The organism is Brevibacillus brevis, from assembly GCF_022026395.1.
In the GTDB taxonomy this organism is placed as follows: Bacteria; Bacillota; Bacilli; order Brevibacillales; family Brevibacillaceae; genus Brevibacillus.
Genome location: NZ_CP041767.1, coordinates 3,909,082 through 3,931,475, shown reverse-complemented (window position 1 = coordinate 3,931,475; position 22,394 = coordinate 3,909,082). Strand labels below are relative to the sequence as shown.

The window sequence follows — 22,394 nt, the reverse complement described above, 5'->3', positions numbered from 1 at the left end:
GGGCTTTTTTGATGCCCTCGTACACTATTGGAGGGAGAGAAACAGACATGAAATTGGAAACAAAGTTGATTCAGGCGGGAGTAGGCAGAGACGAAAAAACAGGGGCGGTGAGTTTTCCTGTTTACTATGCAACGGCTTATTGTCATCCTGCCTTGGGCCAGAGCACTGGATATGATTATACGCGCACAGCTAATCCTACTCGCACTATTTTGGAGGAAACCATCGCTGAAGCGGAATCAGGAGATGCAGGATTCGCTTGCGCCTCTGGTATGGCTGCTGTTCACACCGTCATGGGCTTGTTTTCCCAGGGGGATCATCTGATCGTTTCACTCGATCTTTACGGGGGAACCTATCGATTGTTCGAGCAAGTGCTCTCTCGTTACGGTCTGACATTTTCGTACGTGGATTTGCGTGACATTGATGCACTCAAAAATGCGATTCGCCCAGAGACAAAGGCCATCTTCGTCGAGACACCAACCAATCCGCTCATGCAGATTACCGACATTCGAGCAGTAACGCAATTGGCGAAACAGCACGGGCTCCTGACGATTGTAGACAACACATTTTTAACCCCCTATTGTCAACGCCCACTAGAGCTTGGTGCAGATATCGTTTTACATAGTGCAACCAAGTATTTGGCAGGACATAACGATGTACTGGCTGGACTCATCGTAACAAAAGGAGAAGAGTTGTCGGAAAAAATCCGGTTTTTGCACAATTCAATCGGTGCTGTACTTGGACCGCAGGATTGCTGGCTTCTCATTCGCGGGATGAAGACATTGGCATTGCGGATGGAGCGTCATCAATCCAACGCGTTGATTGTAGCGGAAAAACTGCGTGAGCATCCGGCAGTAGCGGAGGTATTTTATCCAGGTCTACCAGAGCATCCCGGGCATGAGATCCAGGTGAATCAAGCGACCGGGCATAGTGGGATGGTATCGTTCCGCGTACGCGATGCAGAGCAGGTGGGATTGTTCCTGCAAAATCTGCAAATCGTGTCCTTTGCCGAAAGCCTGGGTGGTGTCGAGTCATTGTGTACGTATCCGGCGACGCAGACTCACGCGGATATCCCGCAAGAAGTCAGAGAGCATGTCGGTGTTTGTGATCGATTATTGCGACTGTCGGTTGGCATCGAGCATCCAGATGATGTCATAGCCGATTTGTTTCAGGCCTTGAATGCTAGTTTGGTCGTAGGGGGGAGTGTACGATGAATTTTGCAACCAAGATCCTCCACGGTTCCACTTGCATTGACCCGTTCACAGGTGCGTCGTCGGTTCCGATTTATCAAGCTTCCACATTTCATCAGACTGATATCGATCAGCCAGGTACTTTTGATTACGCCAGATCTGGCAATCCGACCAGGCAGGCTTTGGAGGAAGCCATTGCGTCTCTGGAGGGAGGCGCACGAGGTTTCGCGTTCTCATCTGGCATGGCTGCCATTTCCAGCGTTTTCATGCTGTTTTCAGCCGGAGACCATGTTGTAGTGGCGGAGGATGTATACGGTGGCACGTTTCGTTTTTTGACTAAAGTATTGTCGAGAATGGGCATCTCCGTTACATTCGTGGATGCAACAGATACTGAAGCCGTTCGCGCAGCCATTACACCGATAACAAAAGGGGTTTACCTGGAGACTCCCTCCAATCCTACCTTAAAGGTGACAGATATTGCAGCGGTTTCTCGAATCGCGAAGGAGCACGGCGTGCTCGTCATTGTCGATAATACGTTCCTTACCCCGTATTACCAGCGCCCATTAGAACTTGGCGCAGATGTGGTCATTCATAGTGCAACGAAGTTTATCGGTGGGCATAGCGATGTGGTGGCAGGTCTGGCCGTGACCAGAGACGCTTCGTTAGGGGAGCAGCTCTACTTTATCCAGAATGGCATGGGAGCGATTTTGGGTGTGCAGGACTGCTGGCTCGTGATGCGTGGGCTGAAAACATTGAAAGCCCGACTGGATGTGAGCGCGAAGACAGCCGCGAGCTTGGCTGACTGGTTGTCTACGCATCCACAAGTAAGCCGAGTCTACTATACGGGACTGACGGATCACCCCGGGCACCTGATTCAAACACAACAAGCGACTGGGCATGGGGCTGTTCTTTCCTTTGATGTAGGGAGCCGCGAGCGAGCAAAAGCGTTGTTTGATCGCGTAAAATTGCCGATTGTGGCTGTCAGTCTCGGGGCAGTGGAAACAATTCTTTCCTATCCAGCTACGATGTCACATGCAGCGATGCCTGCTGAAGAAAGAGCTGCAAGGGGAATCACAGATGGTTTGATCAGATTGTCAGCTGGTTTAGAGGATTTCAATGACTTGGTGGCAGATTTGAAGCAAGCACTGGATCATTTGCCGTCTGAAACACCAGTCCATAAAGAAAAAGAGGTATTCTCCCGGGCTTAAATCCGGGGATACCTCTTTTCTTTTATGGTGATCCTGTACGATTTGCGTTGATTTTGTTTTGTCCCTGCGGTTCTTTGTGCATGCGTTTTTCTTTTACTTGAGAAGGGGTTTCTTCGCGAGGCTGCACACTGCGCGGCAACTGGGGAATGATCCGACCTACGATGTCCGCCAACTCTTCCGTAATTCCGGCAACAGGATGGCCGCGACGAATATCATCTCTCATTTCCCGTAACCGCTGTACGATAGCAGGGTCTGCAGTTACGACAGCATTCGCTCCTTGGGGGTCTTCTTTCAGAGCTTCCGCAACCGTATACTTTATGACGCCAACTTCTGGGCGATCCAGATTCGGGTCCACTGTAATACCGACTACCGCATATTTGCCCAATACCACAGCAGTGGCACTGTGTACCCTTTTCACACGTGTTGCCAGTTGGGCGAGGCGATCAGCGGTGGCTTGGGAAGATTGATTATAAGCAGGCTCAGGAGCAGTTTGCTGAACGCGCTGAGTATGATTGGCATGCTTCGGCTGTTGTGCAGCCTGATTCGCCGGGGGTTTATTGCCTGACATACATGCTGTAAGCAACAAGCTAAAACCGAGGCAGTAGATCATGATCCGTTTCACAGGCATTCTCCCTTTCCCAGTATTGCCTTCCTTTCATGAGGAGGGCAGGGTTACAAGTATTTTGTTCTGGGCTGCCCATTTTCATTCTGCCACTGGGTCGTCTATCTCTGTCTACCTGAACATAGACTGTAGTACATCACGTCGCCGCACTTGAGCATCCCTCCAAAAATTGCATAGGGTATATAAGAAGGGTAATAGGAGGCGAGATTTTGAAGAAAATCTACGTACTGGACACCAACGTACTCCTGCAAGATCCAAGGGCGATGTTTTCCTTCGCTGACAACGAAATCGTCATACCAGCTGTCGTATTGGAAGAAATCGATTCCAAAAAGCGGTACATGGATGAAATTGGCCGCAATGCTCGGTACGTATCTCGGCTCTTTGACAGTTTTCGTGAGCTGGGGCAATTGCACACTGGCATTACCCTTGAAACGGGTGGGTTGTTTCGGGTGGAACTGAATCATTCCTCTTTCCACCGCCTTCAAAAACAATTCACGGAAATGAGTAATGACAACCGCATTTTGGCGGTTGCACTAAACTTACAAGAGGAGGAAAATGGAAAACCACAGCCAAGACCAGTCATTTTGGTAAGTAAGGATGCTCTCATGAGAGTCAAGGCTGATGCATTGAATATTTCCGCAGAAGATTTTCTTTCGGATCGAGTTGTGGGAGAGTTCTCCAGTATATACCCGGGGTATCAGAAGATGATGGTAGCATCCGACATCATCAAGACTTACTATGCGACAAGAAAACTGCAGCTGGCCTCCTGTTTTCCGCGCTATCGCTTTTATCCTCATCAATTTTTAGTGCTGAAGGACGAATGTAACCCATCTATTTCAGCGATTGGAAAAGTCGACCCGGACGGAAAAATGTTAGAAATGCTTATCTCAGATGATGATCCGATTTGGGGCATCCGAGCCCGCAACGTGCAGCAACGGATGGCAACCGAATTGCTGCTACGAGATGATATCCCTTTAGTAACCATGACCGGTAAGGCCGGTACAGGAAAAACCTTGCTGGCATTAGCAGCGGGCCTGCTGCAAATTGAGGACCAGCAAAAATACAAAAAACTGTTAGTAGCAAGACCTATCGTTCCGCTTGGAAAAGACATCGGTTATTTGCCCGGCGAAAAAGAAGAAAAGCTTCGGCCGTGGATGCAACCGATTTATGATAATTTGGAATATTTATTCAACACAAAACGCCCAGGTGATTTGGATAAAATTTTGGCAGGCATGGGAAGTTTGCAGGTGGAAGCTTTGACGTATATTCGCGGGCGCTCCATCCCTGAACAATTTATTATCATTGACGAAGCCCAGAACTTGACAAAGCATGAAGTGAAGACGATCCTGACGAGGGTGGGGGACGGCTCGAAAATTGTGTTAATGGGTGATCCTGAGCAGATTGATCATCCGTATCTGGATGAGAGCAACAACGGTTTAACCTACGTGGTCGAAGTATTTAAAGACCAAAAGCTGGCTGGACATATTCAGTTGGAAAAAGGCGAACGGAGTGTGCTCGCACAGCTGGCCGCAGATTTATTGTAAAGAGGATGTATGAAAAACTGCGAAGAGGTCATACTATTTTTGTCGAGCCCGTTGATTCATGTGAGTAAACGGCGAAAGGCCTTGCAGGAGGCGAAGATCCGTGGATAATCATGATCAAGCAATCGACGAAAGTCGTATGGAGATACACCGATTCCTTTAGCTACTTTTCTCTACGACGGAGGTTGAAGAGCCAAAGAGAATAACCGGTAGAACCCCATAAGCAATTCGGGCTCGACAAGGACCGCTCCTCATTGGAGCGGTTTTCATTTTTGAAGATTTGGCAGGCAAAAGAAAAACGCGGATAAACGATCCCGCGTTTTTGTCTGATTTTCCTTATTTAGCAGCCGCGATTGCTTTTCGCAATGACGAAATACATCCGATGTGCATTCCTTCATGGAAAAGAGTGAAGACCATCATTTCCCCATAAGTATGCATAGTGCCTTTGTCTCCTAGCTCAAACGGTTTTGGCAATGGATCATTCAAGCGGGAGTGAAATTCTTCTTTGATACGCACATGCTGTTCTTTTAGCTCGGCAGCTAAGGTTTCGAGGGAAGGTGCTTCTTTTTGCCAATCAGCAGGTTTGGTTCCTGGAGCGAACATGGCTGCGTAATGCGGAGGACATTTCATTCCTTCTGGTCCGAAGAGCAAGTAATCTTGTGTCAGAAGAATATGGCCAATATTCCAGCGAATGTTGTTTTTAAAGCCAACTGGAACCACATCTGCTTCTTCCTCGGTTATTTCCGTCAATCTCGCCAAAAACATTCCGCGAATCAAGTCGTACTGATTCCATACAAAAGAAAAGTCCTGCATAGCAATCCCTGCCCTTCCTCATATTTACATGCACTTCACATCTTACCGCATAAACAACAAAGGGGAAATATACAAACTGCAAAAAAATTTGCAAGTTGTCCCTCCAACTCCATACATATGTACAAAGGAGGGAAGCATGATGGTTACGTTGGATTCATCTATTTCTTTTTTGATTTACATCACAGCGGTATCCAGCGCGGCAGCAGGAGTTACGGAAGCTTTTAAATCAGTCATTCCCTTTTTGGCGACAGACTATGAGGCGAAAGAAAATTGCTGGGAGGATCAGTATCATGCTGCTCGATTGATGCACTACAAGCGCTTTTTCAATCTGCTTATTTCCGTATTGGCTGCTGGTGTCATTTTTGGCATGCTTGGTCTGGACCCGGCACTTATTTTAACGGGTGCTGAATCCGCTTATGTAAAAGATTCGTGGCAGTTAGGAACATGGATGTGGGGAATTGTTGCGGTGTTTGGCTCGCCTTTTTTCGCATCACTCCTCAAAATATTAGAGAGCTTCAAACAATCAGTGGACAGCAATTTGCCTCCTAATCGACCGCGCCGCAAAGTCAGCGGAACACGAGAATAAAGCTCGTCTTCCTATAGTTGCCCGATGCTTGCCGGATACGCTAAGATAACCAAAAGAGCGGTAGCAAAGGTGGGCACAAGTGAATGATGTGGAAATGCTTGCGAATGACTGCGTTTTGGGTGTTGACAGTAGTTGTCTTGGTGGCATGTTCGGCCCAGTCGGAACCAACTGCTGCATTTGACCCCGAAAATCCAAAGGAATACGGAGTAAACGGCATTTTTATCGGGCAGAACATAAAAGAAGCAATGGATATGTTGAAGCCAACAAAAGCTGATTTTATGGATATGGTGACAAGACAAAGCTATACGGTAGAGCAAATGGCGCAGGGTGCGGGAGATGCAGTAATGGGAATGCTGCTGGTTGATCAAAGCCAGATGATGATCAAAGTCCACAAAGGTGAATTGACATCGATTATGCTGGGTGGAGTTCCCCGTGAGGACGCGCAAAAATTCAAAACATATCGAGGACTCACGATGTTTGACAGTGCTGGGCAGCTAGAGAAGCTGTACGGCAAAGGAAAAGGCGAACAAGAAGTGGTGTATGAAGGCAGCAAATACACCGCCAATTTTGGTCTTGTGGACAATCAGGTGGCGTGGTTCCGATTTGATCGTAAATCATCGTAATAAGGAGAAGGGAGTTCGCTATCAGGGACTCCCTTTTTTCATGGAAAGGATTCATTTGGTCGGATGGAGCCAAACGAGCTTCACTTGATAAGCCTTTGCGATTCCCTCTGCGAGTGGAATCAAGCTTTGATCAATCAGGTAGGCTTCGGGTTGTTGTGTACTTTCAGGTATCACGCCTAGAACATGCTCACGGAGTTGCTCCATGGCAGCCCACTGATCTTCAGTTTGGGATGGGGCCTCGGGCGTTACGATGGCAACTTGATCTGCATATACATACAAATGTTCATTTTGGGAGACAAAACCGATATCATCGAGTTGATCGATGGTGGTTGTTGACGGGAGCAGCAATAGAGAAAAGGCATCGCCTAACATGTTGGATTTCTCCAAAATGGTCTCTAGCTTCTCCTGTTCGGCTTGGTTCTCTACAATAAAAAGCAGTTTGTCCCGATCAAAGACATTGACATGATCTCCGATTTTATGTATGACTTGAGCATAGAAGCCAGGGAGCTTCCCGGCTGGTACATTCAGTTCAATTCCGTACATATGGCGCATGTCATACCCCCATGTTTGCAATCGTGTTTTTTCTATCGTATCAAAAAATCAAGGAGGTTTCCTATGACAAATCAAAATCTTGCCATTGAATCTTATGCGTTGGGAGCATTTCAAACCAATGCCTATGTGGTGACAAACACCGTTACCAACCAGACCATTGTGATTGACCCGGGCATGGAGCCAGATCAGTTGCTCCGCGCTCTTGCTAATAAAAACGTCGTTGCTATTCTTTTGACGCATGCCCACTTGGATCATATTGGTGGTCTCAACCAAGTAAGAGAATTGACAAAAGCACCGGTTTACATTCATCCATTGGAGCAGGAATGGCTCACCAATCCTGATCTCAACGGATCTCGACGCTGGAATCTGCCCGAACTCATCGTTTGTGAGCGGGCTGAGAACGAATTGGCAGATGGTCAAACTCTGGAACTGGCAGGTTTTCATATTCAGGTGTTGCATACGCCAGGGCATTCACCAGGCAGTTGTTCATTCGTAATTGGCCAGCACTGCTTCGGTGGCGACGTTCTGTTTAACCAGAGCATCGGGCGTACGGATCTGTTCGGAGGAGATTATGAGACACTGATGATCAGCATTCAGGACAAACTGTTTGAGCTCGATGATGAGACAATTGTATATCCTGGACATGGTCCGAAGACGACGATCGACTACGAGAAAACGTACAATCCGTTTGTCACAGGCATGCTGCGTTAGTCACTTCATCATTCTTTATAAAGGTTGGGAGAGGATTTTGTCAGGTGGTGGAGAAAAGGAAGGGGTCACCATTTACCAAAGGAGCTATTTATTATGAAGCGAACATGGAAATGGGCACTCCTTCTCGTTATTGCCTGCACGAGTCTGGTTGGGTGTGCGGCACCCATCGCCCAAGCAGATAAGACAAACCAAGCTCCCGACGTGAAAGTGCCCGATCCCGAAACACCACAGCAGACAGCGCCCAATCATCAGGAGACACAACCTACGACTTTGCCGTCAAGATTTCCGGAACAGCGTATCTCCCTTCTCGCCGTTGGGGATATCATGATGCATCAGGAGCAGTTGGATGCCGTTTGGGACCCAGCGACGAAAAGCTATGATTTTAAACGTTTTTTCCCGAATGTCATCCCGATGTTCCGCGAGGCAGACTGGGTCATCGGCAATCTTGAGACAACGATGAGTGGTAGCGAGGCCAAATACTCAGGATATCCGATGTTTAATTCTCCTGAGTCCCTTGCACATGCGTTGAAGGAAATTGGATTTACTGCGGTAACAACAGCGAATAACCATTCGATGGACCGCAAAGAACAAGGAGTTCTGCAAACCATCAAATATCTCGATGAAGCCGGTCTACCGCACACGGGAACGTTTGCAAATCCTGAGGATCGAGATGAGCCCTTGCTGTTGACCAAGGACGGATTCACGCTAGCCTTGCTATCGTATACGTACGGAACGAATGGAATCGCGATTCCAGAGGGCAAGCCGTATCTGATCAATCTCATTTCGCCTGGGCTGATGAAGAAAGACATCGCACGGGCAAGAGAAAAAGGAGCCGATCTGGTTGCAGTGGCGCTTCATTTCGGAAATGAGTATCAGCGAATGCCCAGTCCTGAACAAATCAAGACCGCCGAGCAAGCTCTGACATTTGGAGCGGATATCATACTGGGCGCGCATCCACATGTGGTACAACCTTACGAATGGAAGACGGTTACCCTCGAAGATGGAAGTCAACACAAAGGACTGATCACCTATTCTTTAGGCAATTTCATCTCTGCGCAGCGATGGGACTACAAGGATGTTGGGGCAATCCTGAAGCTTGTGCTGTACAAGAATGAGTCAGGAGAGGCAAGCATCGAAAGTGCTGAAATGATTCCGACCTACGTTCATTTTTATCGGAAAAATAACAAGCGCAACTACGTCATTTACCCGGTGTCAGAAACATTGGAGAAGCTGAAGCAGGGGCAGAAATACCCGACGCTGACGAAAGAAGCGATCCAGTACATGACACAATTGCAGAAGGAAATGCCGGCTCATGTCAATAAGGTTGTTTCCAAGAAAAAAGCCAGCTAATGAATAGCTGGCTTTACTTCTTTCCGAATCCAAAGGGAAGATTGAATTGTAGCTGGAGTTTTAATTCTTCGTCCATCAGCGTGATGCCCTGCACTTGGATATTGGGGGAGATCAGCTCCGGATAAAATCCTAGATCGTACGCTTCCTCCATTTCCTCTACGGTCGATTGAGGCAAGGCAAAGCCGTCAAAGTACAGCTCGGTAATGTGGAATTTGAGATGGGTAGGAGAGACGAGCTCATAGTTACCAACGAGCTTGAGCTCCATCTGATCATACGTGCCTTCTACGGTCAGCTTGTTATCCTCAAAGGAGAAATGCGATTGTTTAAACAACGCATCTTTCTCTATCAAAAAATTGTTGAAGTCAGTCTGGTTAATGGTTAGCGTATGCTTAAGAAGACCTTCTGACTGAATTCGATCGGGCGTCGCCAACTCGGGAACCTGAACCATGACCTGCGCGAGCATTCCGAAGAAGGTCTGGAATGCGGGCAAACCACGTTTTTCCCAGTCTAAAATCAAGTGATTCATCATGGATTCCACAACGGTCGGGTCATCCAGCTTTTGTACATTCTTTTCTTTTTCAGCGGCAACGGCGAGCATCTCTGACAATTGAAGCTCGTATTTTTTTCGTAGCGTCTGAAGTTGTTCCAATCGATTCTTTTTGTCGGTTTGCATCGCGGTGAGCTTGGTGCGCTCAGTATGATAGGACTCTAGTCGAGACATGTCACGCTCGTACAAGATCTCGTAGAAGTCGTACATCAATAAGAACTGATTGAAATTTTCCGCATTTAATAGTAACGTCAGAAGATTAGTACGCTCGCCCATGTAATAGGCACGCGCTACTTCGCCGGCACGACGTTGTGTGGCTTCCATCACTAGCTTTTGCCGTTGCAAGTCGAGATCCATTTGAGCGATTTCCCCGTATGTCCGCGTCTCTTCTTCCTTTAGTAAGGTGAGGGTTCGCTCCAGCTCTTTTTGTGTAAAATGCTGCTGCAGGATAAGCTGCTCCAAAGGGGTAGCGGGCTCTTCCTGTGCGAATACCGTTAGTGGACATACAAACAGGAACAAGACGAGAAGAAATTTGCGCATGATTTCACCTTTTGCTTTTGCCTTTCCATATTGTATGCTTCTTTTCGTATTATAGCCTTATCTAGTTGAATTTGGATAGCAGGAGAAGAGCTTATGACGATGATCGAACTGATTCGCGAGGAAATAGAAAACCAACCAGGAAAAGCGATTACGTTCGCGCGCTTTATGGAGTTGGCCCTATACCACGATACTCATGGATATTATATGGTTGAACAACCCAAAGTAGGCAAAACGGGAGATTTTTATACGAGCGCATCGGTGCATCCCGTCTTTGCGGAAACAATCGCGGATGCTGTTTTGGCATTATGGGAGGAGGCGGATATTACTTCGCCTGTTCTCGTGGAGATTGGTGGTGGAACCGGGGCTGTCTGCCGTCACATGCTGGAGCGTATCCGCGAATGCAAGCCAGCGGTATACAAAGAGTTGACGGTCATTTTGATAGAAGCGAGTCCGTATCACCGGAAAGTGCAGCAGGAGGCACTCGAGTGGCACGAGGGTCCGAAGCGTTGGTATTCTTCCGTGAAGGAAGCTGCCAAGCATGAAAAAATAGAAGGGGTTATTTTTTCGAATGAATGGCTGGACGCATTTCCGGTACATATTGTAGAAAAAACCAAATTCGGCTGGCAGGAAGTGTGGGTGCGTGCTGCCGAGGACGGGTTGGAAGAGTGTCTGGGAGAGATGACACCAGCGCTAGGAGAATATGTGCTAGGGCTGAACTTGAAGCTGCCGATCGGCATGCGGATCGAGATAAACTTGGCGATGGAGCAAGCGGCACAAGAAGTTTCCTCCCTCTTGAAAAAAGGGTTCGTCATTACGATTGATTACGGTGATCTGCAAGAGGAGCTTTACCATCCCAGTAGAAAAAACGGAACACTGATGTGCTATCATCGTCATCGGGCGCATACGAATCCGTATATCAACATTGGCGAACAAGACTTGACGACACATGTGAATTTTTCTGCGTGGCAAGAGTATGGAGAAAAGGCTGGTTTACGGGAAATGGACTATATGAGGCAGGATCGGTTTTTGATGCGCAATGGCTTGCTTCATAAAGCGGTCGCGCATATGGATACAGACCCTTTCACGAGCGTTGCGATGAAACGGAATCGGGCTATTCAGCAGTTGATCGATCCTGCTGGCTTGGGTGGGCGTTTTTGGGTTATGGTCCAAGGAAAAGGCATCCGGGAGTAAAAGAAGAAGGGAACACAAAAAAAGATGCTCATGGCGAGCATCTTTTTTTACATAATCAATTGTAGCAAAGCGTGCTCTTGTGGGCCAACAGGCATCACGAAGAACGTGTAATACGTGAATCCAACAAAAGACAGGAACATGAAGCCGAAGAAAATGTTTAAGTATACTCGTTCAGTCAGATTCATGTAGCTCAATGCTACGAAGAAAGCAGTCAAACTGAAGAAGATGAGCGCCATCGGGTACAATTCTCCCCAAAACGCCATCAACGCGATCACAATGGTCCAGAAACCAAGAACGCGATACATACGATCCATTTTTGTCCCCCCTTTTTGCCTCGAACGGTAAGATTTACAAGATTCCTCCCCCATTATATAGGACAGGTGAACACGTGTAAACGATAAAGGTATGTCGGATTATTGTCACCCGAGGGGGAGAGACTGGACTTGCGGTGCTAATACTGAATCACCGTATAGTTGCAGGATTGGCAACCGCGAATTTTGGAATCATCCTCACGTAACTCAATGTTCCCCAAGTACGTTTCGAATATTCCCATCAAGAGAGCGTTGTGCATCTGGCATACGGCATTCGGATATTTTTTTGCGCTGTCAGAGAAGGTGCAATTATTCACGCGAAAACGCAGCTTTCCTTCATCCATTGCTTCGATGTCTGGTTTCAATCCCTGGGCCACGACAATCCGATGGACCAGGTCCAATTTTTCTTCCATAGAGGCTGTTTCTAAATTGATTCCGCTTTGGACAACCGCCCGTTTTGCCATCTCTGTTCCAATGCGATGTCCCATTTTAATGAGAGCGGCTTCGCCAGCCTCGCCGAGCGATAGGAGGCTTTCAATCGCGATATCGGCCAACAACTGATAGTCACGAGGTGGGAATTGCAGACTCACAACCTGTTCAGAAAGTGAGTACAACCGACTGGGACGTCCTCCCTTACCGCTTTTGTCTGTAACAGCAGTGAGTAAATTCACGTCTTCCAGCTTGGTCAAATGCAAGCGTGCCACATTTGGATGGATAGAGAAGTGATCAGCTATATCCTGAACCGTGATGGGATCTTTACTGTAGGCGACAAATTGGTAAATGGAAAAACGGGTGGGGTCAGCTAAAGCACTGGTTAACTTTTGCGCATCGTGGTCCATGCCGATACCCCTTTCTCAAAACAATTTCCATAAGATCAAATTCTAAAAGTCGTCTTTTCAGCACCGAGAAAGTGGTGAGTGTAGGGGACCTACATGAGCACCGGACTTTGAAGGTGAACGCCTCTTTCGATGTTACCCAACTTTCAGGACTCCTTCGTGATCAAAAGACAACTTTTTGAACAATCTTCATAAGTGTATCCCATTTTGTGTTACTTGTTAAGGTAGCAGTGTGCTACAACAGGATATCACACGAATTTTCATCTAGTTTTTAAATTAACTACTATTGACATAGTGTTAATGAAGCATTAAAATCCAAAGTAAGGAAAGAAATTTTATTGGCTAACTTTTTGTAAGAGCCTGAACCAAACATCAAGAACTGCAAATCGTAAGACTTTTATAGATGAAATCATGCGTAATAGATGAGATGGAGGGGTAACCAATGGCCGTTGCTGAACGTACACAAACACAAAAATTAACGTTTTTCACTTATCCTAGCTGCACATCCTGTCGCAAAGCGAAGGCATGGCTGGCAGAAAACGGAGTGAATTACGAAGAGCGTCACTTGTTCAAAAATCCACCGACAGCAGAAGAACTGCTGGATATTATCAAAATGACTTCAAATGGCTTGGATGAAATCTTGTCGACGAGAAGTCAGCGTTTTAAAAACCTGGATGTCGATATTAATGATATGTCGGTGAAGGAACTGCTCGAAATGCTTAGCGAAGAGCCTCAGCTTTTGAAGCGTCCGATCCTGACTGACGGTGAAAACCTGATTGTCGGATTCAATTCTTCCGCCATGAAAAATCTGTTGTCCTAATGAAGAGGGGGGAAAGACCTCCTCTTTTTTGTTTGTCCATCGAAAGGTAAAATAAAGCCACAAGCTGATAAAGAGGTGGGAGTTCTTATGGAGACCTTGCTTTTGCAAAAACAGGACGGTATTGCCACGATCACATTAAATCGACCGCATGTACATAATGCCATCAGCGTGGAGCTGGTTGACGAACTGCATCAGGTCCTGCAAGACTGCCAAGCCGATCCTCGGGTGAAGGTTCTGATTGTGACGGGGACGGGCAGAAGCTTTGTTTCCGGAGGCGATTTGAATCAGTTTATTGCAGCTCGTGGCTTTGAACAGGCGCATCCTTTGCTCAGCAAAGTGACGGGGCTTTTGTCCGCCATTGATCAGTATTCCAAACCGGTGATTGCCATGATTAACGGTGCCGCGGTCGGAGGTGGCTGTGAGTTTGCGGGCGCGTGTCATTTTCGTTTTGCCAGTGACCGGGCGACGTTCGGTTTTGTACAAATCAGTATGCATATTACGACAGGCTGGGGTGGGGGAAGTCGGCTGTTGGACTTGCTGCCAGAGTCAAAAGCACTCGCTCTCCTGTTGACTGGTGACAGATTGCGTGCAGAGGAAGCCAAGTCCTACGGTTTTGTTGACGAGGTATACACGGAAGAGAAGCTCCAGGAGGAAGTATATCGTTTCGCTCGAAAAATCGCTGCCCAGCCACTAGCTGGCATTGAAGCGTACATGCAGATCCTGCGGTGGAAGCGTATGGGTATTCCGCAAGAAGAACGAATCCGGCGTGAAGTGAGTCAATGTGCGCATCTATGGGGTAGCCCTGAGCACGTCTCCGTAGTGGAAAGCTTCCTGACAAAGCGCCCAATGTCCTGATCGATGTAGACCTTTCCGTTTAAACATTTATTTGCTTGGACATACTTTTTCTAGTAGAAAGCGATTCTACAAGAGTAGGGAAAAGCATAGGATGAATTACATCATCCTTTTTAAAGGTAACGGGAGGGACTCATATGGTAGCTTCCAGACAAGACGCATGGACCGAAGATGACGATCTAGTGTTGGCGGAAGTCACCTTGCGCCACATACGCGAAGGCGGCACACAGCTTGCTGCATTTGAAGAAGTGGGTCAAAGGTTGGGAAGGACAGCAGCTGCGTGCGGCTTCCGCTGGAACAGTTGCGTACGTAAACGGTACGATGCGGCCATTTCGATTGCGAAAAGCCAGAGGCAGCAATTGAAAAAGCTCGGGAGGATTCAAGCACCGCCCCCTGTGGTGGCAGAGGTCGAGGTCGTCACGTTGCATACAAAACGTTCTGAGACACCAATAGCAGAGGTGCAAAAGTACGCGGATGTAGAGGAGCAGCAGATTGAAGCAGTCATTCGCATGCTCGTCAATCAAAAGGAAATGACTCGTCGCTTGCGACAATTGGAACAAGAGTTGGAAGGAAAAGAGTTGGAGTTAAAAGAATTGAAAGAAGCCCACGAACGCGCTAGAAAAGAGCTGGATCAGGTTCAGGGTGTCAATGATGATTACCGTGCGTTGGTACAGATTATGGAACGTGCACGCAAGCTTGCTTTTTTACAGGAAGAAGATTCCAACAAAGCGATCTTCAAAATGGATGAAAACGGAAATTTAGAGCGCGTGGAAAAATAAGCGCTAGGTATGAAAAAAGAAGCGGTGATTGATCCGCTTCTTTTTGTTTGCGCATTCATCTGTCATTCATGTTAGTAAAGAGGGAGCTAGTCTTGCAGCTCTACGCTCTCTGGCAACCATACGTACGGGTTTTCACCACGATCACGCATGAGGTTGTACTTCACAGGCGTGAAGCCCATTTTCAACCAAAAATCGTCTGCGCGGCAGCGGGAGTTGGTTTTAATAGGAGCTCCAAAGCTCTTCGCGTGGTTAACCAAAGCTGTTCCGTAATCTTTGCCGCGGTAGTCAGGCAGGACCTCAAGCTTCCACAGCTCGTAATAGTCTTGCGCAGGTTGGAAGTAACGGTCGTATTTCCCGTCAATTTTGTAGAGGCTCATACGTGCTACCAGAAGATCGTTGTCATAAATACCGTAAAATGGAGATTCCGAATCATTTTCCACGATGTTCGCCTCCAGGTCTTCCTTCATAGAAAGCTCCTCCAGGCCAAATTCGCGAAACTTCTGGAATTCCTCCAGTGTCTTATAGTTGATTTGCAAACGTCTTACTTCAAACATGGTTAGCCACTCCTCTCACAGCTCTTTGCCTTGGCCACCTTTTGGCCCCGCCCCTTTATTATACACGATGTTAGGCTTTTCCGAAGTGTTTTTCTTTTTTTATATAGAGGGATTGTCAGGAAATGATTTCGCTTCCTTGGAAAAATTTAAAATTTCATCCTAGAACTATGATCATTCTCGTGGCAAAATAGAAAGTAGCATCACATGATACAAACCAGGCAAACAATTTGGAAGCGCTTACGGTTGTAGTCGGTTTGTCAAAGAGGGGAGCGTTGCCATGAAAAAGGTATTAATCGCAAACCGTGGTGAAATTGCCAGACGAATTATCCGTACATGCAAGGCAAGAGGAGTGGCTACGGTTGCTGTCTATTCGGATGCAGACAAGGATCTGCCGTTTGTACGTGAAGCAGATGAGTCAGTCCATATTGGTCCACCGCCCGTTCCGCACAGCTACCTGAACGTAGAGGCTATTCTTGCAGCAGCGAAAAGCACCGGTGCCGATGCCATTCACCCAGGCTACGGTCTTTTGTCAGAAAACGAAGCTTTTGCCCGCCGTGTTCTGGAGGAGGGTCTTCTATTCATTGGGCCAACCCCCGAGGTCATCGGGCAAATGGGTGACAAGCTGACTGCCCGCCGTATGATGGAGGCTGCGGGAGTGCCGGTAGTTCCGGGGTGTGAACAGGCTATCGATTCTCCAGATGAAGCAGCTGTCATCGCGATGTCCATTGGATATCCCGTGATGCTCAAGGCAAGTGCTGGCGGCGGAGGAATCGGGATGCACATTTGCCGAGAAGAGGCCGAACTGCGTCAAGCCTACCAATCGGCGAAAGGTCGGGCAAAAGCGTATTTTGGAAACGATGCGATGTACATGGAGAAATACGTGGAACGTCCGCACCACATCGAAGTGCAGGTCGTTGCTGATCAACATGGAAACGTCATCCACTTATTAGAACGGGAATGCTCCATACAGCGCAGACATCAAAAGGTGCTCGAGGAAAGCCCGTCGCCCTTTTTGGACACAGCAACAAGAGAGCTTTTGTGCAATGCAGCGGTTACCGCAGCGAAAGCAGTGGGCTACTCAGGTGTAGGAACGGTTGAATTTATCGTAGATGAACAGAAAAACTTTTACTTCTTGGAAATGAATACACGCTTGCAAGTGGAGCATCCCGTGACGGAAGAAATGACGGGCATTGACCTCGTGTCGCTCCAACTGGACATTGCCGATGGTCACCCGCTGTCGATCAAGCAAGAGGACGTCAAGGCTCTGCGCCACGCGATTGAGCTGCGTGTCTATGCGGAAGACCCTGTCACCTTCCTGCCATCGCCAGGGACGATTACGTTGTACCAGCCACCTGCATTTGAAGATGTAAGAATTGATGATGGGGTAGAGACAGGTACACAGGTGACTCCTTTTTACGACCCGATGATTGCAAAGGTCATTGTCTCTGGAGCGACAAGAGAAGAGGCTGTACAGCAGGCGCAGAAGGCTATGGATCATTTTCTGATTACTGGCATTAAAACGAACATTCCGTTTTTGCAAGAAGTATTACAGAATGAACAATTCCGAGCAGGTAACTATACAACATGGTTTGTTACTGAGCGCGGAACTGCGTCAAGCACGGAAAAACGCTAATATCCATGATATGTAAAGGAGAGATCCATCCATGAAACAAGTAGCAGCCAATATGGCAGGAACCGTTATTAATGTTCTGGTGCAGCCAGGTGACGAGATCAATGAAGGACAAGATGTCCTTGTACTGGAATCGATGAAAATGGAAGTTCCTGTACAGGCTCAAGCATCAGGCAAGGTTGTGGAAGTTAAAGCGAATATTGGCGATTTTGTCAATGATGGCGATATCATTGTCGTTTTGGAATAGGATTAGAATACTTCTAAACTGAGCGACCGCTAGGCGAGGGGGGTGACTTGTTGTGCGTGTGCAAATCGTGGAGGTCGGTCCTCGTGACGGGTTGCAAAATGAGAGCGCGATCGTTCCGGCAGCAGCAAAAATTGCCTTGATTCATAAGCTGATGGCAGCAGGCTTGAAGCGGATAGAAGCAAGTTCATTTGTGAATCCGAAATGGATACCGCAATTGGCGGATGCAGATGAGGTCTTGCAGGGAATCAATCGCAGCCAAGAGGTAGCGCTTAGCGCATTGGTTCCAAATATTCGCGGTCTGGAGCGGGCGCGCCAGTGCGGACTGACAGAGATTGCCCTGTTCATGTCTGCCTCTGAAACCCATAATCAAAAAAACATCAATAAACCGATAGCAGACACGTATCCGATCCTGCGGGAGGTTGCCCAGGAAGCGCTGGCTCTCGGGATGAAAGTTCGTGGATATATCTCAACGGTGTTCGGCTGTCCGTATGAAGGAAACGTTCCGCTGGACAATAGCCGCAGGGTGACAGAGGATCTGTTGGAAATGGGAGTGTACGAGATTTCTCTCGGGGATACGATAGGGGTTGCAACACCGAAGCAGGTTCATGAGGTTTTTGGAGAACTTGTGAAAGATGTTACGAACGAGCGCTTAGCCGCCCATTTCCATGATACGAGAGGAACCGGATTGGCGAACGTAGCAGCGGCGCTTGATGAAGGAATCCGAATCTTTGACAGCTCAATCGGCGGGCTTGGTGGATGCCCGTATGCCCCAGGAGCTGCCGGCAACATTTCGACTGAAGATTTGGTCTACATGTTGCACGGAATGGACTATGAAACGGGAGTCGATCTCGAGAAGTTGATTGAGGCTGGTGCGTATATTGGGCAGCAGTTGGGCAAAGAGCTCCCCTCAAAAGTGCTACGGGCATCGCTCGCAAGTAAACCAGCTGGATGATCTGTATTTCCACACATTCGCAAAGAGGGGATAGAAGATGACGGTTTCCCTGCAAAGAGAGGGCGCAATCGGCGTACTGACGCTGCAACGGCCAGAAGTTTTTAACTGCCTCAATCTGGATACGCTTGTGACACTGCGCGGCTTGATCAGTGAAATCAACCATAATCGCGACATCCGGGCGGTCATTGTGACAGGGGCTGGTGACAAGGCGTTTTGCTCTGGTGCAGATTTGAGAGAGCGACGCTCCATGTCACCACAGCAGGTTGATGTCTATATCCAAACGATTCGAGATACGTTCACAGAGCTGGAAAAGCTACCGAAACCTGTCATCGCGGCGATTAACGGGCTGGCACTGGGTGGCGGTACCGAATTGGCATTGGCGTGCGATCTGCGGATCATGAGTGATCAGGCCCAGATGGGGTTAACGGAGACATCGCTCGGGATCATCCCTGGCGCCGGCGGAACACAGCGCCTACCTCGGCTGGTTGGAAAAGGCGTCGCCAAGGAACTGATTTTTACGGCAAGGCGTGTTTTTCCAGAGGAGGCAATGTCCATCGGGTTAGTCAATCGGATTGTTCCCACTGATCAACTCATGGCGACAGCCATTTCTTTGGCCGAGCAAATTTCAGCGAATGCTCCACTTGCCTTAGCCCAAGCCAAGTTTGCCATCGATTGTGGAGTGGAAGTCGAGCTAGGTAGCGGACTTCAGATTGAAAGCAACGCGTACAAGCTGCTCGTCCCGACGAAAGACCGCCTAGAAGGACTCGCAGCCTTCCAAGAAAAACGAAAACCGATATACCGCGGAGAGTGACGAGGGGGATTACGCTGATGACCAAACATTTGGAAGACACATTGCACGAAAAAATTGCCCAAGTAGTGCAAGGGGGCGATGCCAAGTATCATGACAAGCTCAAGGAGCAAAACAAGCTGTTCGTCCGCGATCGCCTCAAGCTATTGTTCGATGACGAGTTCATGGTCGAGGATGGGCTGTTCGCGAATGTTATGGCAGGCGATCTGCCGGCGGATGGAGTTGTGACCGCAATTGGCAAGGTTAATGGTCAAACCGTCTGCGTGATGGCAAATGATTCGACTGTGAAAGCCGGGTCTTGGGGATCGCGGACCGTCGAAAAAATCATTCGCATTCAAGAGACAGCCGAAAAAATGCGTGTTCCTCTTCTCTATCTCGTCGATTCAGCAGGAGCGCGTATCACTGATCAATTGGAGATGTTCCCAGGCCGACGGGGGGCTGGCCGAATCTTTTACAACCAAGTGAAGCTTTCGGGCAAAATTCCACAAGTGTGCATTTTGTTTGGACCTTCTGCGGCTGGTGGCGCTTATATCCCTGCTTTTTGTGACATTGTCATCATGGTCGACAAAAACGCGAGCATGTACTTGGGCTCTCCGCGCATGGCGGAAATGGTGATTGGAGAAAAAGTGAGCTTGGAGGAGTTGGGCGGCGCACGCATGCATTGCTCCGTCAGCGGATGCGGCGACGTACTGGCTGCCAATGAAGAAGAAGCGATTCAAGCAGCGCGCAGCTATCTGCGCTTCTTCCCGGCGAACTATACATTGACGCCGCCGACTGCACTGGCAAAAGCTCCTGTGTCTACAGCGAAAGAAATCACGAGCATCGTGCCGGAGAACCAAAATGCAGCTTTCAATATGCATGATGTCATTACAGCATTGGTCGACGAGGATTCGTTCTTTGAAATCAAAAAATTATTTGCCCAAGAACTGATTACCGGATTGGCACGTCTGGATGGCAAACCTGTCGGTATCATTGCCAACCAGCCGCGTGTAAAAGGAGGAGTCTTGTTTGTCGATTCGGCTGACAAGGCGGCTAGATTCATCACGCTGTGCGATGCGTTTTCCATTCCACTGTTGTTCTTGGCGGATGTTCCGGGATTTATGATTGGGACAGCCGTAGAGCGGGCAGGTATTATCAGACACGGGGCAAAAATGATCTCCGCCATGGCGGAAGCCACAGTACCGAAAATATCTGTCATTGTACGTAAAGCGTATGGTGCTGGCTTGTATGCAATGGCTAGCTCTGCCTTTGAACCAGATGCTTGCCTCGCACTGCCCGGAGCCCAAATCGCCGTGATGGGACCAGAAGCAGCCGTTAATGCCGTCTACAGTAACAAAATACAGGCGATTGAGGACCCGGCGGAGCGTCAAGCGTTTATTCAGGAAAAACGCAGAGAGTATCAGGAAGACATCGATCTGTACTTACTGGCTTCGAACTTGATTGTGGATGCTGTTGTGCCTCCAAGCGAACTGAGACGCGAATTAATCCAGCGCTACGAGGTTTACAAGGAAAAGCGTCACGTTTTTTCGGACAGAAAGCATGCTGTTTATCCCGTATAATTGAGGGGTCAGGCTGTCGTCAATGGGCGACAGCCTATTTTTTTACAAAAAAGGTGTGGGAGCCAAGGAATATTTCGATAATTTCGATCTTTTTTTGTGGCAATCAATTGAACAATCCCGAAAACTCTGTTATTCTTGAAAAATAAGCATTGATTAATGTGGGTGAACAAATGCTGCTAGAACCAATGACGTTTCAGGTAGTAGTCATAGGTGGAGGGTCTGTCGGGCTGCTGTATGCAGCAAGGCTCGCACACGCTGGACAACCTGTTACGATTGTTACACGCAGTTCACTCCAGGCGAATCAGCTAAATGAACGCGGGCTCAGCTTTCAAAAGCTGAATGGGGATTCAGTCACTGTTCCCGTAGCCGCTCGCTCCATTGAAGAAGGATTGCCTGAAGGGAATCTGTATCTGTTAACTGTAAAGCAGCCAGATTTGCACAGCTTGCTCCCAGCTCTACAAAGGTTGGACCTCAAGGCAAGAGTAATCGCTTTGCAAAATGGCATGGGTCATTACGAATTGCTTCGAACCGTTTTAACGGAGACACAGTGCTTCTTTGCGATTAATACGGAAGGAGCAAGGAGATTGTCGCCTACAGAAGTCGTGCACACCGGTACAGGTACTTTGCGTGTAGGCTCTTGGGAGACTTCTGATTGCAATGATCCACTGATTCGCATATTTGTCGAATGGGCAATAGCAACAGGCATGGAGGCTATCTATGAAAAGGCAATACAGCCCTTCGCTTGGCGCAAGCTCATCGCAAATGCGCTGATCAATCCGTTAACCGCGCTTTTTGAAATCCCAAATGGTGCCCTCCTCGAAAATTCACATACGCAACAGCTCATGCGTGCTTTATTTGTGGAAGCAGCTGCAGTAGCCGCGTATGCTGGACAAAAAATCGAGGATGCAGACTTGCAGGAAATTGTCTCCATTTGCCGAAATACTTCCCGTAATCTTTCCTCCATGCTGCAGGATATTAAGAAGCGCAGACCGACGGAAGTGCAGTCTATCAACGGCTATCTCGTCCAACTAGGGCAAAAAGCCGGGATTCCGACTCCGCTGCACGAAACCTTGCTTCGCGTTATCCTTCTAAAGTCAGACATGGGAATACGGAAGGAGGGAGGCGACAGTAGATGACCTTTTTGGCGAATGTCTGGGCCTATTTGTGGGGGACGCTGACGGTTGTGCCGTTTCTCGGATTTCCGATCGTTTATTTCATCTTGTATGGAATGACGCGGAACAAGAAATTGGCAGGCCGCTTCGCGATAAATATCACGAATCTTTTGGTGATTCGCTCTGCCGTTTCCGCTTACGAACTGATCTGGCCCGAGGCATTCTCCGCTTGGTGGTGGGTATTCTGTTTTTACCTGGTGGTAACCATACTCCTTGGGTGGGTACAGATGAAGTTGAAGGGGCGGCTCTCCCTCAAAAAGGTAGGATTTTCAGCCTGGCGATTGTCGTTTCTCTGGTTTGGAATCGTCTACATAGTGCTGTTTACGACCGGAATTATCAAAACGATGGGTGTCGTGTAAAGCACTGTTGATACATATCGTATTTATTCCGATAAGAAAGAAGG

25 protein-coding genes are annotated in these 22,394 nt (G+C 48.1%); 18 read left to right on the top strand and 7 right to left on the bottom strand.

Going from position 1 to position 22,394, the window contains the following annotated elements:
* The first annotated feature begins 47 nt into the window (after nucleotides 1–47).
* Both FO446_RS18790 and FO446_RS18785 read left to right on the top strand, forming a co-directional pair.
* A complete protein-coding gene (locus FO446_RS18790) occupies nucleotides 48–1,211 on the top strand; it encodes an aminotransferase class I/II-fold pyridoxal phosphate-dependent enzyme (protein WP_237898758.1) in 1,164 nt (387 codons plus the stop codon).
* Nucleotides 1,208–2,395, top strand: a complete 1,188-nt coding sequence (locus FO446_RS18785; RefSeq protein WP_173608236.1) for a trans-sulfuration enzyme family protein — start codon at nucleotides 1,208–1,210, stop codon at nucleotides 2,393–2,395. Before FO446_RS18790 ends, FO446_RS18785 begins: the two co-directional genes overlap by 4 nt.
* Before the next feature lie 22 nt (nucleotides 2,396–2,417).
* Here the strand turns inward: FO446_RS18785 and FO446_RS18780 are convergent, their stop codons facing one another.
* Nucleotides 2,418–3,023, bottom strand: a complete 606-nt coding sequence (locus FO446_RS18780) for a YhcN/YlaJ family sporulation lipoprotein (protein ID WP_173608235.1) — start codon at nucleotides 3,021–3,023, stop codon at nucleotides 2,418–2,420.
* A 203-nt stretch (nucleotides 3,024–3,226) separates the two neighbouring features.
* On the opposite strand from FO446_RS18780, the gene FO446_RS18775 reads away from it, so the two are divergent.
* Nucleotides 3,227–4,561 carry a PhoH family protein gene (locus FO446_RS18775; RefSeq protein ID WP_173608234.1) on the top strand — a complete coding sequence of 445 codons (1,335 nt, stop codon included), beginning with the start codon at nucleotides 3,227–3,229 and terminating at the stop codon, nucleotides 4,559–4,561.
* 333 nt (nucleotides 4,562–4,894) lie between these two features.
* On the opposite strand, the gene FO446_RS18770 is transcribed toward FO446_RS18775, so the two are convergent.
* Nucleotides 4,895–5,371 carry a DinB family protein gene (locus FO446_RS18770; protein ID WP_173608233.1) on the bottom strand — a complete coding sequence of 159 codons (477 nt, stop codon included), beginning with the start codon at nucleotides 5,369–5,371 and terminating at the stop codon, nucleotides 4,895–4,897.
* A 139-nt stretch (nucleotides 5,372–5,510) separates the two neighbouring features.
* On the opposite strand from FO446_RS18770, the gene FO446_RS18765 reads away from it, so the two are divergent.
* Nucleotides 5,511–5,957 carry a hypothetical protein gene (locus tag FO446_RS18765; protein WP_173608386.1) on the top strand — a complete coding sequence of 149 codons (447 nt, stop codon included), beginning with the start codon at nucleotides 5,511–5,513 and terminating at the stop codon, nucleotides 5,955–5,957.
* An 83-nt stretch (nucleotides 5,958–6,040) separates the two neighbouring features.
* A complete protein-coding gene (locus FO446_RS18760; RefSeq protein ID WP_173608232.1) occupies nucleotides 6,041–6,580 on the top strand; it encodes a hypothetical protein in 540 nt (179 codons plus the stop codon).
* Nucleotides 6,581–6,631: 51 nt separating this feature from the next.
* Here FO446_RS18760 and FO446_RS18755 read toward each other — a convergent pair whose 3' ends face one another.
* A complete protein-coding gene (locus tag FO446_RS18755) occupies nucleotides 6,632–7,132 on the bottom strand; it encodes a hypothetical protein (RefSeq protein WP_232773349.1) in 501 nt (166 codons plus the stop codon).
* Nucleotides 7,133–7,195: 63 nt separating this feature from the next.
* Between FO446_RS18755 and FO446_RS18750 the strand changes: the two genes are divergently transcribed.
* Complete coding sequence (locus tag FO446_RS18750) at nucleotides 7,196–7,843, top strand: MBL fold metallo-hydrolase (protein ID WP_173608230.1); 648 nt, start codon at nucleotides 7,196–7,198, stop codon at nucleotides 7,841–7,843.
* Between the two features lie 93 nt (nucleotides 7,844–7,936).
* Nucleotides 7,937–9,193, top strand: coding sequence for a CapA family protein (locus FO446_RS18745; protein ID WP_173608229.1), 1,257 nt, complete (start codon nucleotides 7,937–7,939; stop codon nucleotides 9,191–9,193).
* 13 nt (nucleotides 9,194–9,206) lie between these two features.
* On the opposite strand, the gene FO446_RS18740 is transcribed toward FO446_RS18745, so the two are convergent.
* Nucleotides 9,207–10,280, bottom strand: a complete 1,074-nt coding sequence (locus FO446_RS18740) for a coiled-coil domain-containing protein (RefSeq protein ID WP_173608228.1) — start codon at nucleotides 10,278–10,280, stop codon at nucleotides 9,207–9,209.
* Nucleotides 10,281–10,373: 93 nt separating this feature from the next.
* Here FO446_RS18740 and FO446_RS18735 point away from each other — a divergent pair, with 93 nt between their 5' ends.
* On the top strand, nucleotides 10,374–11,471 hold the full coding sequence (locus tag FO446_RS18735) for a class I SAM-dependent methyltransferase (protein WP_173608227.1): 1,098 nt from the start codon (nucleotides 10,374–10,376) through the stop codon (nucleotides 11,469–11,471).
* Nucleotides 11,472–11,518: 47 nt separating this feature from the next.
* Here the strand turns inward: FO446_RS18735 and FO446_RS18730 are convergent, their stop codons facing one another.
* Together FO446_RS18730 and FO446_RS18725 are read right to left on the bottom strand one after the other, a co-directional pair.
* A complete protein-coding gene (locus tag FO446_RS18730; protein WP_015892123.1) occupies nucleotides 11,519–11,785 on the bottom strand; it encodes a DUF2626 domain-containing protein in 267 nt (88 codons plus the stop codon).
* 137 nt (nucleotides 11,786–11,922) lie between these two features.
* Nucleotides 11,923–12,621: a helix-turn-helix transcriptional regulator gene (locus FO446_RS18725; RefSeq protein WP_047068388.1), complete on the bottom strand. Its 699-nt coding sequence runs from the start codon at nucleotides 12,619–12,621 to the stop codon at nucleotides 11,923–11,925.
* A 439-nt stretch (nucleotides 12,622–13,060) separates the two neighbouring features.
* On the opposite strand from FO446_RS18725, the gene FO446_RS18720 reads away from it, so the two are divergent.
* From FO446_RS18720 to FO446_RS18710, 3 genes are all read left to right on the top strand, one after another.
* On the top strand, nucleotides 13,061–13,438 hold the full coding sequence (locus FO446_RS18720) for a Spx/MgsR family RNA polymerase-binding regulatory protein (RefSeq protein WP_016740704.1): 378 nt from the start codon (nucleotides 13,061–13,063) through the stop codon (nucleotides 13,436–13,438).
* Nucleotides 13,439–13,525: 87 nt separating this feature from the next.
* Entirely contained in the window at nucleotides 13,526–14,293 is a 768-nt protein-coding gene (locus tag FO446_RS18715) for an enoyl-CoA hydratase/isomerase family protein (protein WP_232773347.1), read from the top strand.
* A 134-nt stretch (nucleotides 14,294–14,427) separates the two neighbouring features.
* On the top strand, nucleotides 14,428–15,069 hold the full coding sequence (locus tag FO446_RS18710) for an RsfA family transcriptional regulator (protein ID WP_173608225.1): 642 nt from the start codon (nucleotides 14,428–14,430) through the stop codon (nucleotides 15,067–15,069).
* Between the two features lie 86 nt (nucleotides 15,070–15,155).
* Here the strand turns inward: FO446_RS18710 and FO446_RS18705 are convergent, their stop codons facing one another.
* A complete protein-coding gene (locus FO446_RS18705; protein ID WP_047068385.1) occupies nucleotides 15,156–15,623 on the bottom strand; it encodes an N-acetyltransferase in 468 nt (155 codons plus the stop codon).
* A gap of 277 nt (nucleotides 15,624–15,900) precedes the next feature.
* On the opposite strand from FO446_RS18705, the gene FO446_RS18700 reads away from it, so the two are divergent.
* The 7 genes from FO446_RS18700 (at nucleotide 15,901) to FO446_RS18670 (ending at nucleotide 22,350) form a co-directional block, all read left to right on the top strand.
* Nucleotides 15,901–17,256 carry an acetyl-CoA carboxylase biotin carboxylase subunit gene (locus FO446_RS18700; RefSeq protein ID WP_237898756.1) on the top strand — a complete coding sequence of 452 codons (1,356 nt, stop codon included), beginning with the start codon at nucleotides 15,901–15,903 and terminating at the stop codon, nucleotides 17,254–17,256.
* Nucleotides 17,257–17,287: 31 nt separating this feature from the next.
* Nucleotides 17,288–17,500 carry a biotin/lipoyl-containing protein gene (locus FO446_RS18695; protein WP_015892116.1) on the top strand — a complete coding sequence of 71 codons (213 nt, stop codon included), beginning with the start codon at nucleotides 17,288–17,290 and terminating at the stop codon, nucleotides 17,498–17,500.
* 52 nt (nucleotides 17,501–17,552) lie between these two features.
* Nucleotides 17,553–18,452 carry a hydroxymethylglutaryl-CoA lyase gene (locus tag FO446_RS18690; RefSeq protein WP_237898754.1) on the top strand — a complete coding sequence of 300 codons (900 nt, stop codon included), beginning with the start codon at nucleotides 17,553–17,555 and terminating at the stop codon, nucleotides 18,450–18,452.
* Between the two features lie 37 nt (nucleotides 18,453–18,489).
* Entirely contained in the window at nucleotides 18,490–19,263 is a 774-nt protein-coding gene (locus tag FO446_RS18685; protein ID WP_173608222.1) for an enoyl-CoA hydratase-related protein, read from the top strand.
* Nucleotides 19,264–19,280: 17 nt separating this feature from the next.
* Nucleotides 19,281–20,819 (top strand): acyl-CoA carboxylase subunit beta, encoded by a 1,539-nt coding sequence (locus FO446_RS18680; RefSeq protein WP_106783012.1) that lies wholly within the window; start codon nucleotides 19,281–19,283, stop codon nucleotides 20,817–20,819.
* A 170-nt stretch (nucleotides 20,820–20,989) separates the two neighbouring features.
* Nucleotides 20,990–21,955, top strand: a complete 966-nt coding sequence (locus FO446_RS18675) for a ketopantoate reductase family protein (protein ID WP_237898750.1) — start codon at nucleotides 20,990–20,992, stop codon at nucleotides 21,953–21,955.
* A complete protein-coding gene (locus tag FO446_RS18670; RefSeq protein ID WP_016740712.1) occupies nucleotides 21,952–22,350 on the top strand; it encodes a DUF3397 domain-containing protein in 399 nt (132 codons plus the stop codon). The genes FO446_RS18675 and FO446_RS18670 overlap by 4 nt, the downstream gene beginning before the upstream one ends.
* The last annotated feature ends 44 nt before the right edge of the window (nucleotides 22,351–22,394 follow it).

What these genes read in the sequence shown, in the direction of transcription:
- FO446_RS18670 (WP_016740712.1), top strand. Translation starts at nt 21,952, where the DNA reads ATGACCTTTTTGGCGAATGTCTGGGCCTATTTGTGGGGGACGCTGACG.
- FO446_RS18685 (WP_173608222.1), top strand. Translation starts at nt 18,490, where the DNA reads ATGACGGTTTCCCTGCAAAGAGAGGGCGCAATCGGCGTACTGACGCTG.
- FO446_RS18715 (WP_232773347.1), top strand. Translation starts at nt 13,526, where the DNA reads ATGGAGACCTTGCTTTTGCAAAAACAGGACGGTATTGCCACGATCACA.
- FO446_RS18725 (WP_047068388.1), bottom strand. Translation starts at nt 12,621, where the DNA reads ATGGACCACGATGCGCAAAAGTTAACCAGTGCTTTAGCTGACCCCACC.
- FO446_RS18720 (WP_016740704.1), top strand. Translation starts at nt 13,061, where the DNA reads ATGGCCGTTGCTGAACGTACACAAACACAAAAATTAACGTTTTTCACT.
- FO446_RS18750 (WP_173608230.1), top strand. Translation starts at nt 7,196, where the DNA reads ATGACAAATCAAAATCTTGCCATTGAATCTTATGCGTTGGGAGCATTT.
- FO446_RS18740 (WP_173608228.1), bottom strand. Translation starts at nt 10,280, where the DNA reads ATGCGCAAATTTCTTCTCGTCTTGTTCCTGTTTGTATGTCCACTAACG.
- FO446_RS18730 (WP_015892123.1), bottom strand. Translation starts at nt 11,785, where the DNA reads ATGGATCGTATGTATCGCGTTCTTGGTTTCTGGACCATTGTGATCGCG.
- FO446_RS18735 (WP_173608227.1), top strand. Translation starts at nt 10,374, where the DNA reads ATGACGATGATCGAACTGATTCGCGAGGAAATAGAAAACCAACCAGGA.
- FO446_RS18770 (WP_173608233.1), bottom strand. Translation starts at nt 5,371, where the DNA reads ATGCAGGACTTTTCTTTTGTATGGAATCAGTACGACTTGATTCGCGGA.
- FO446_RS18680 (WP_106783012.1), top strand. Translation starts at nt 19,281, where the DNA reads ATGACCAAACATTTGGAAGACACATTGCACGAAAAAATTGCCCAAGTA.
- FO446_RS18790 (WP_237898758.1), top strand. Translation starts at nt 48, where the DNA reads ATGAAATTGGAAACAAAGTTGATTCAGGCGGGAGTAGGCAGAGACGAA.
- FO446_RS18700 (WP_237898756.1), top strand. Translation starts at nt 15,901, where the DNA reads ATGAAAAAGGTATTAATCGCAAACCGTGGTGAAATTGCCAGACGAATT.
- FO446_RS18755 (WP_232773349.1), bottom strand. Translation starts at nt 7,132, where the DNA reads ATGCGCCATATGTACGGAATTGAACTGAATGTACCAGCCGGGAAGCTC.
- FO446_RS18765 (WP_173608386.1), top strand. Translation starts at nt 5,511, where the DNA reads ATGGTTACGTTGGATTCATCTATTTCTTTTTTGATTTACATCACAGCG.
- FO446_RS18780 (WP_173608235.1), bottom strand. Translation starts at nt 3,023, where the DNA reads ATGCCTGTGAAACGGATCATGATCTACTGCCTCGGTTTTAGCTTGTTG.
- FO446_RS18785 (WP_173608236.1), top strand. Translation starts at nt 1,208, where the DNA reads ATGAATTTTGCAACCAAGATCCTCCACGGTTCCACTTGCATTGACCCG.
- FO446_RS18705 (WP_047068385.1), bottom strand. Translation starts at nt 15,623, where the DNA reads ATGTTTGAAGTAAGACGTTTGCAAATCAACTATAAGACACTGGAGGAA.
- FO446_RS18710 (WP_173608225.1), top strand. Translation starts at nt 14,428, where the DNA reads ATGGTAGCTTCCAGACAAGACGCATGGACCGAAGATGACGATCTAGTG.
- FO446_RS18695 (WP_015892116.1), top strand. Translation starts at nt 17,288, where the DNA reads ATGAAACAAGTAGCAGCCAATATGGCAGGAACCGTTATTAATGTTCTG.
- FO446_RS18675 (WP_237898750.1), top strand. Translation starts at nt 20,990, where the DNA reads ATGCTGCTAGAACCAATGACGTTTCAGGTAGTAGTCATAGGTGGAGGG.
- FO446_RS18745 (WP_173608229.1), top strand. Translation starts at nt 7,937, where the DNA reads ATGAAGCGAACATGGAAATGGGCACTCCTTCTCGTTATTGCCTGCACG.
- FO446_RS18760 (WP_173608232.1), top strand. Translation starts at nt 6,041, where the DNA reads ATGATGTGGAAATGCTTGCGAATGACTGCGTTTTGGGTGTTGACAGTA.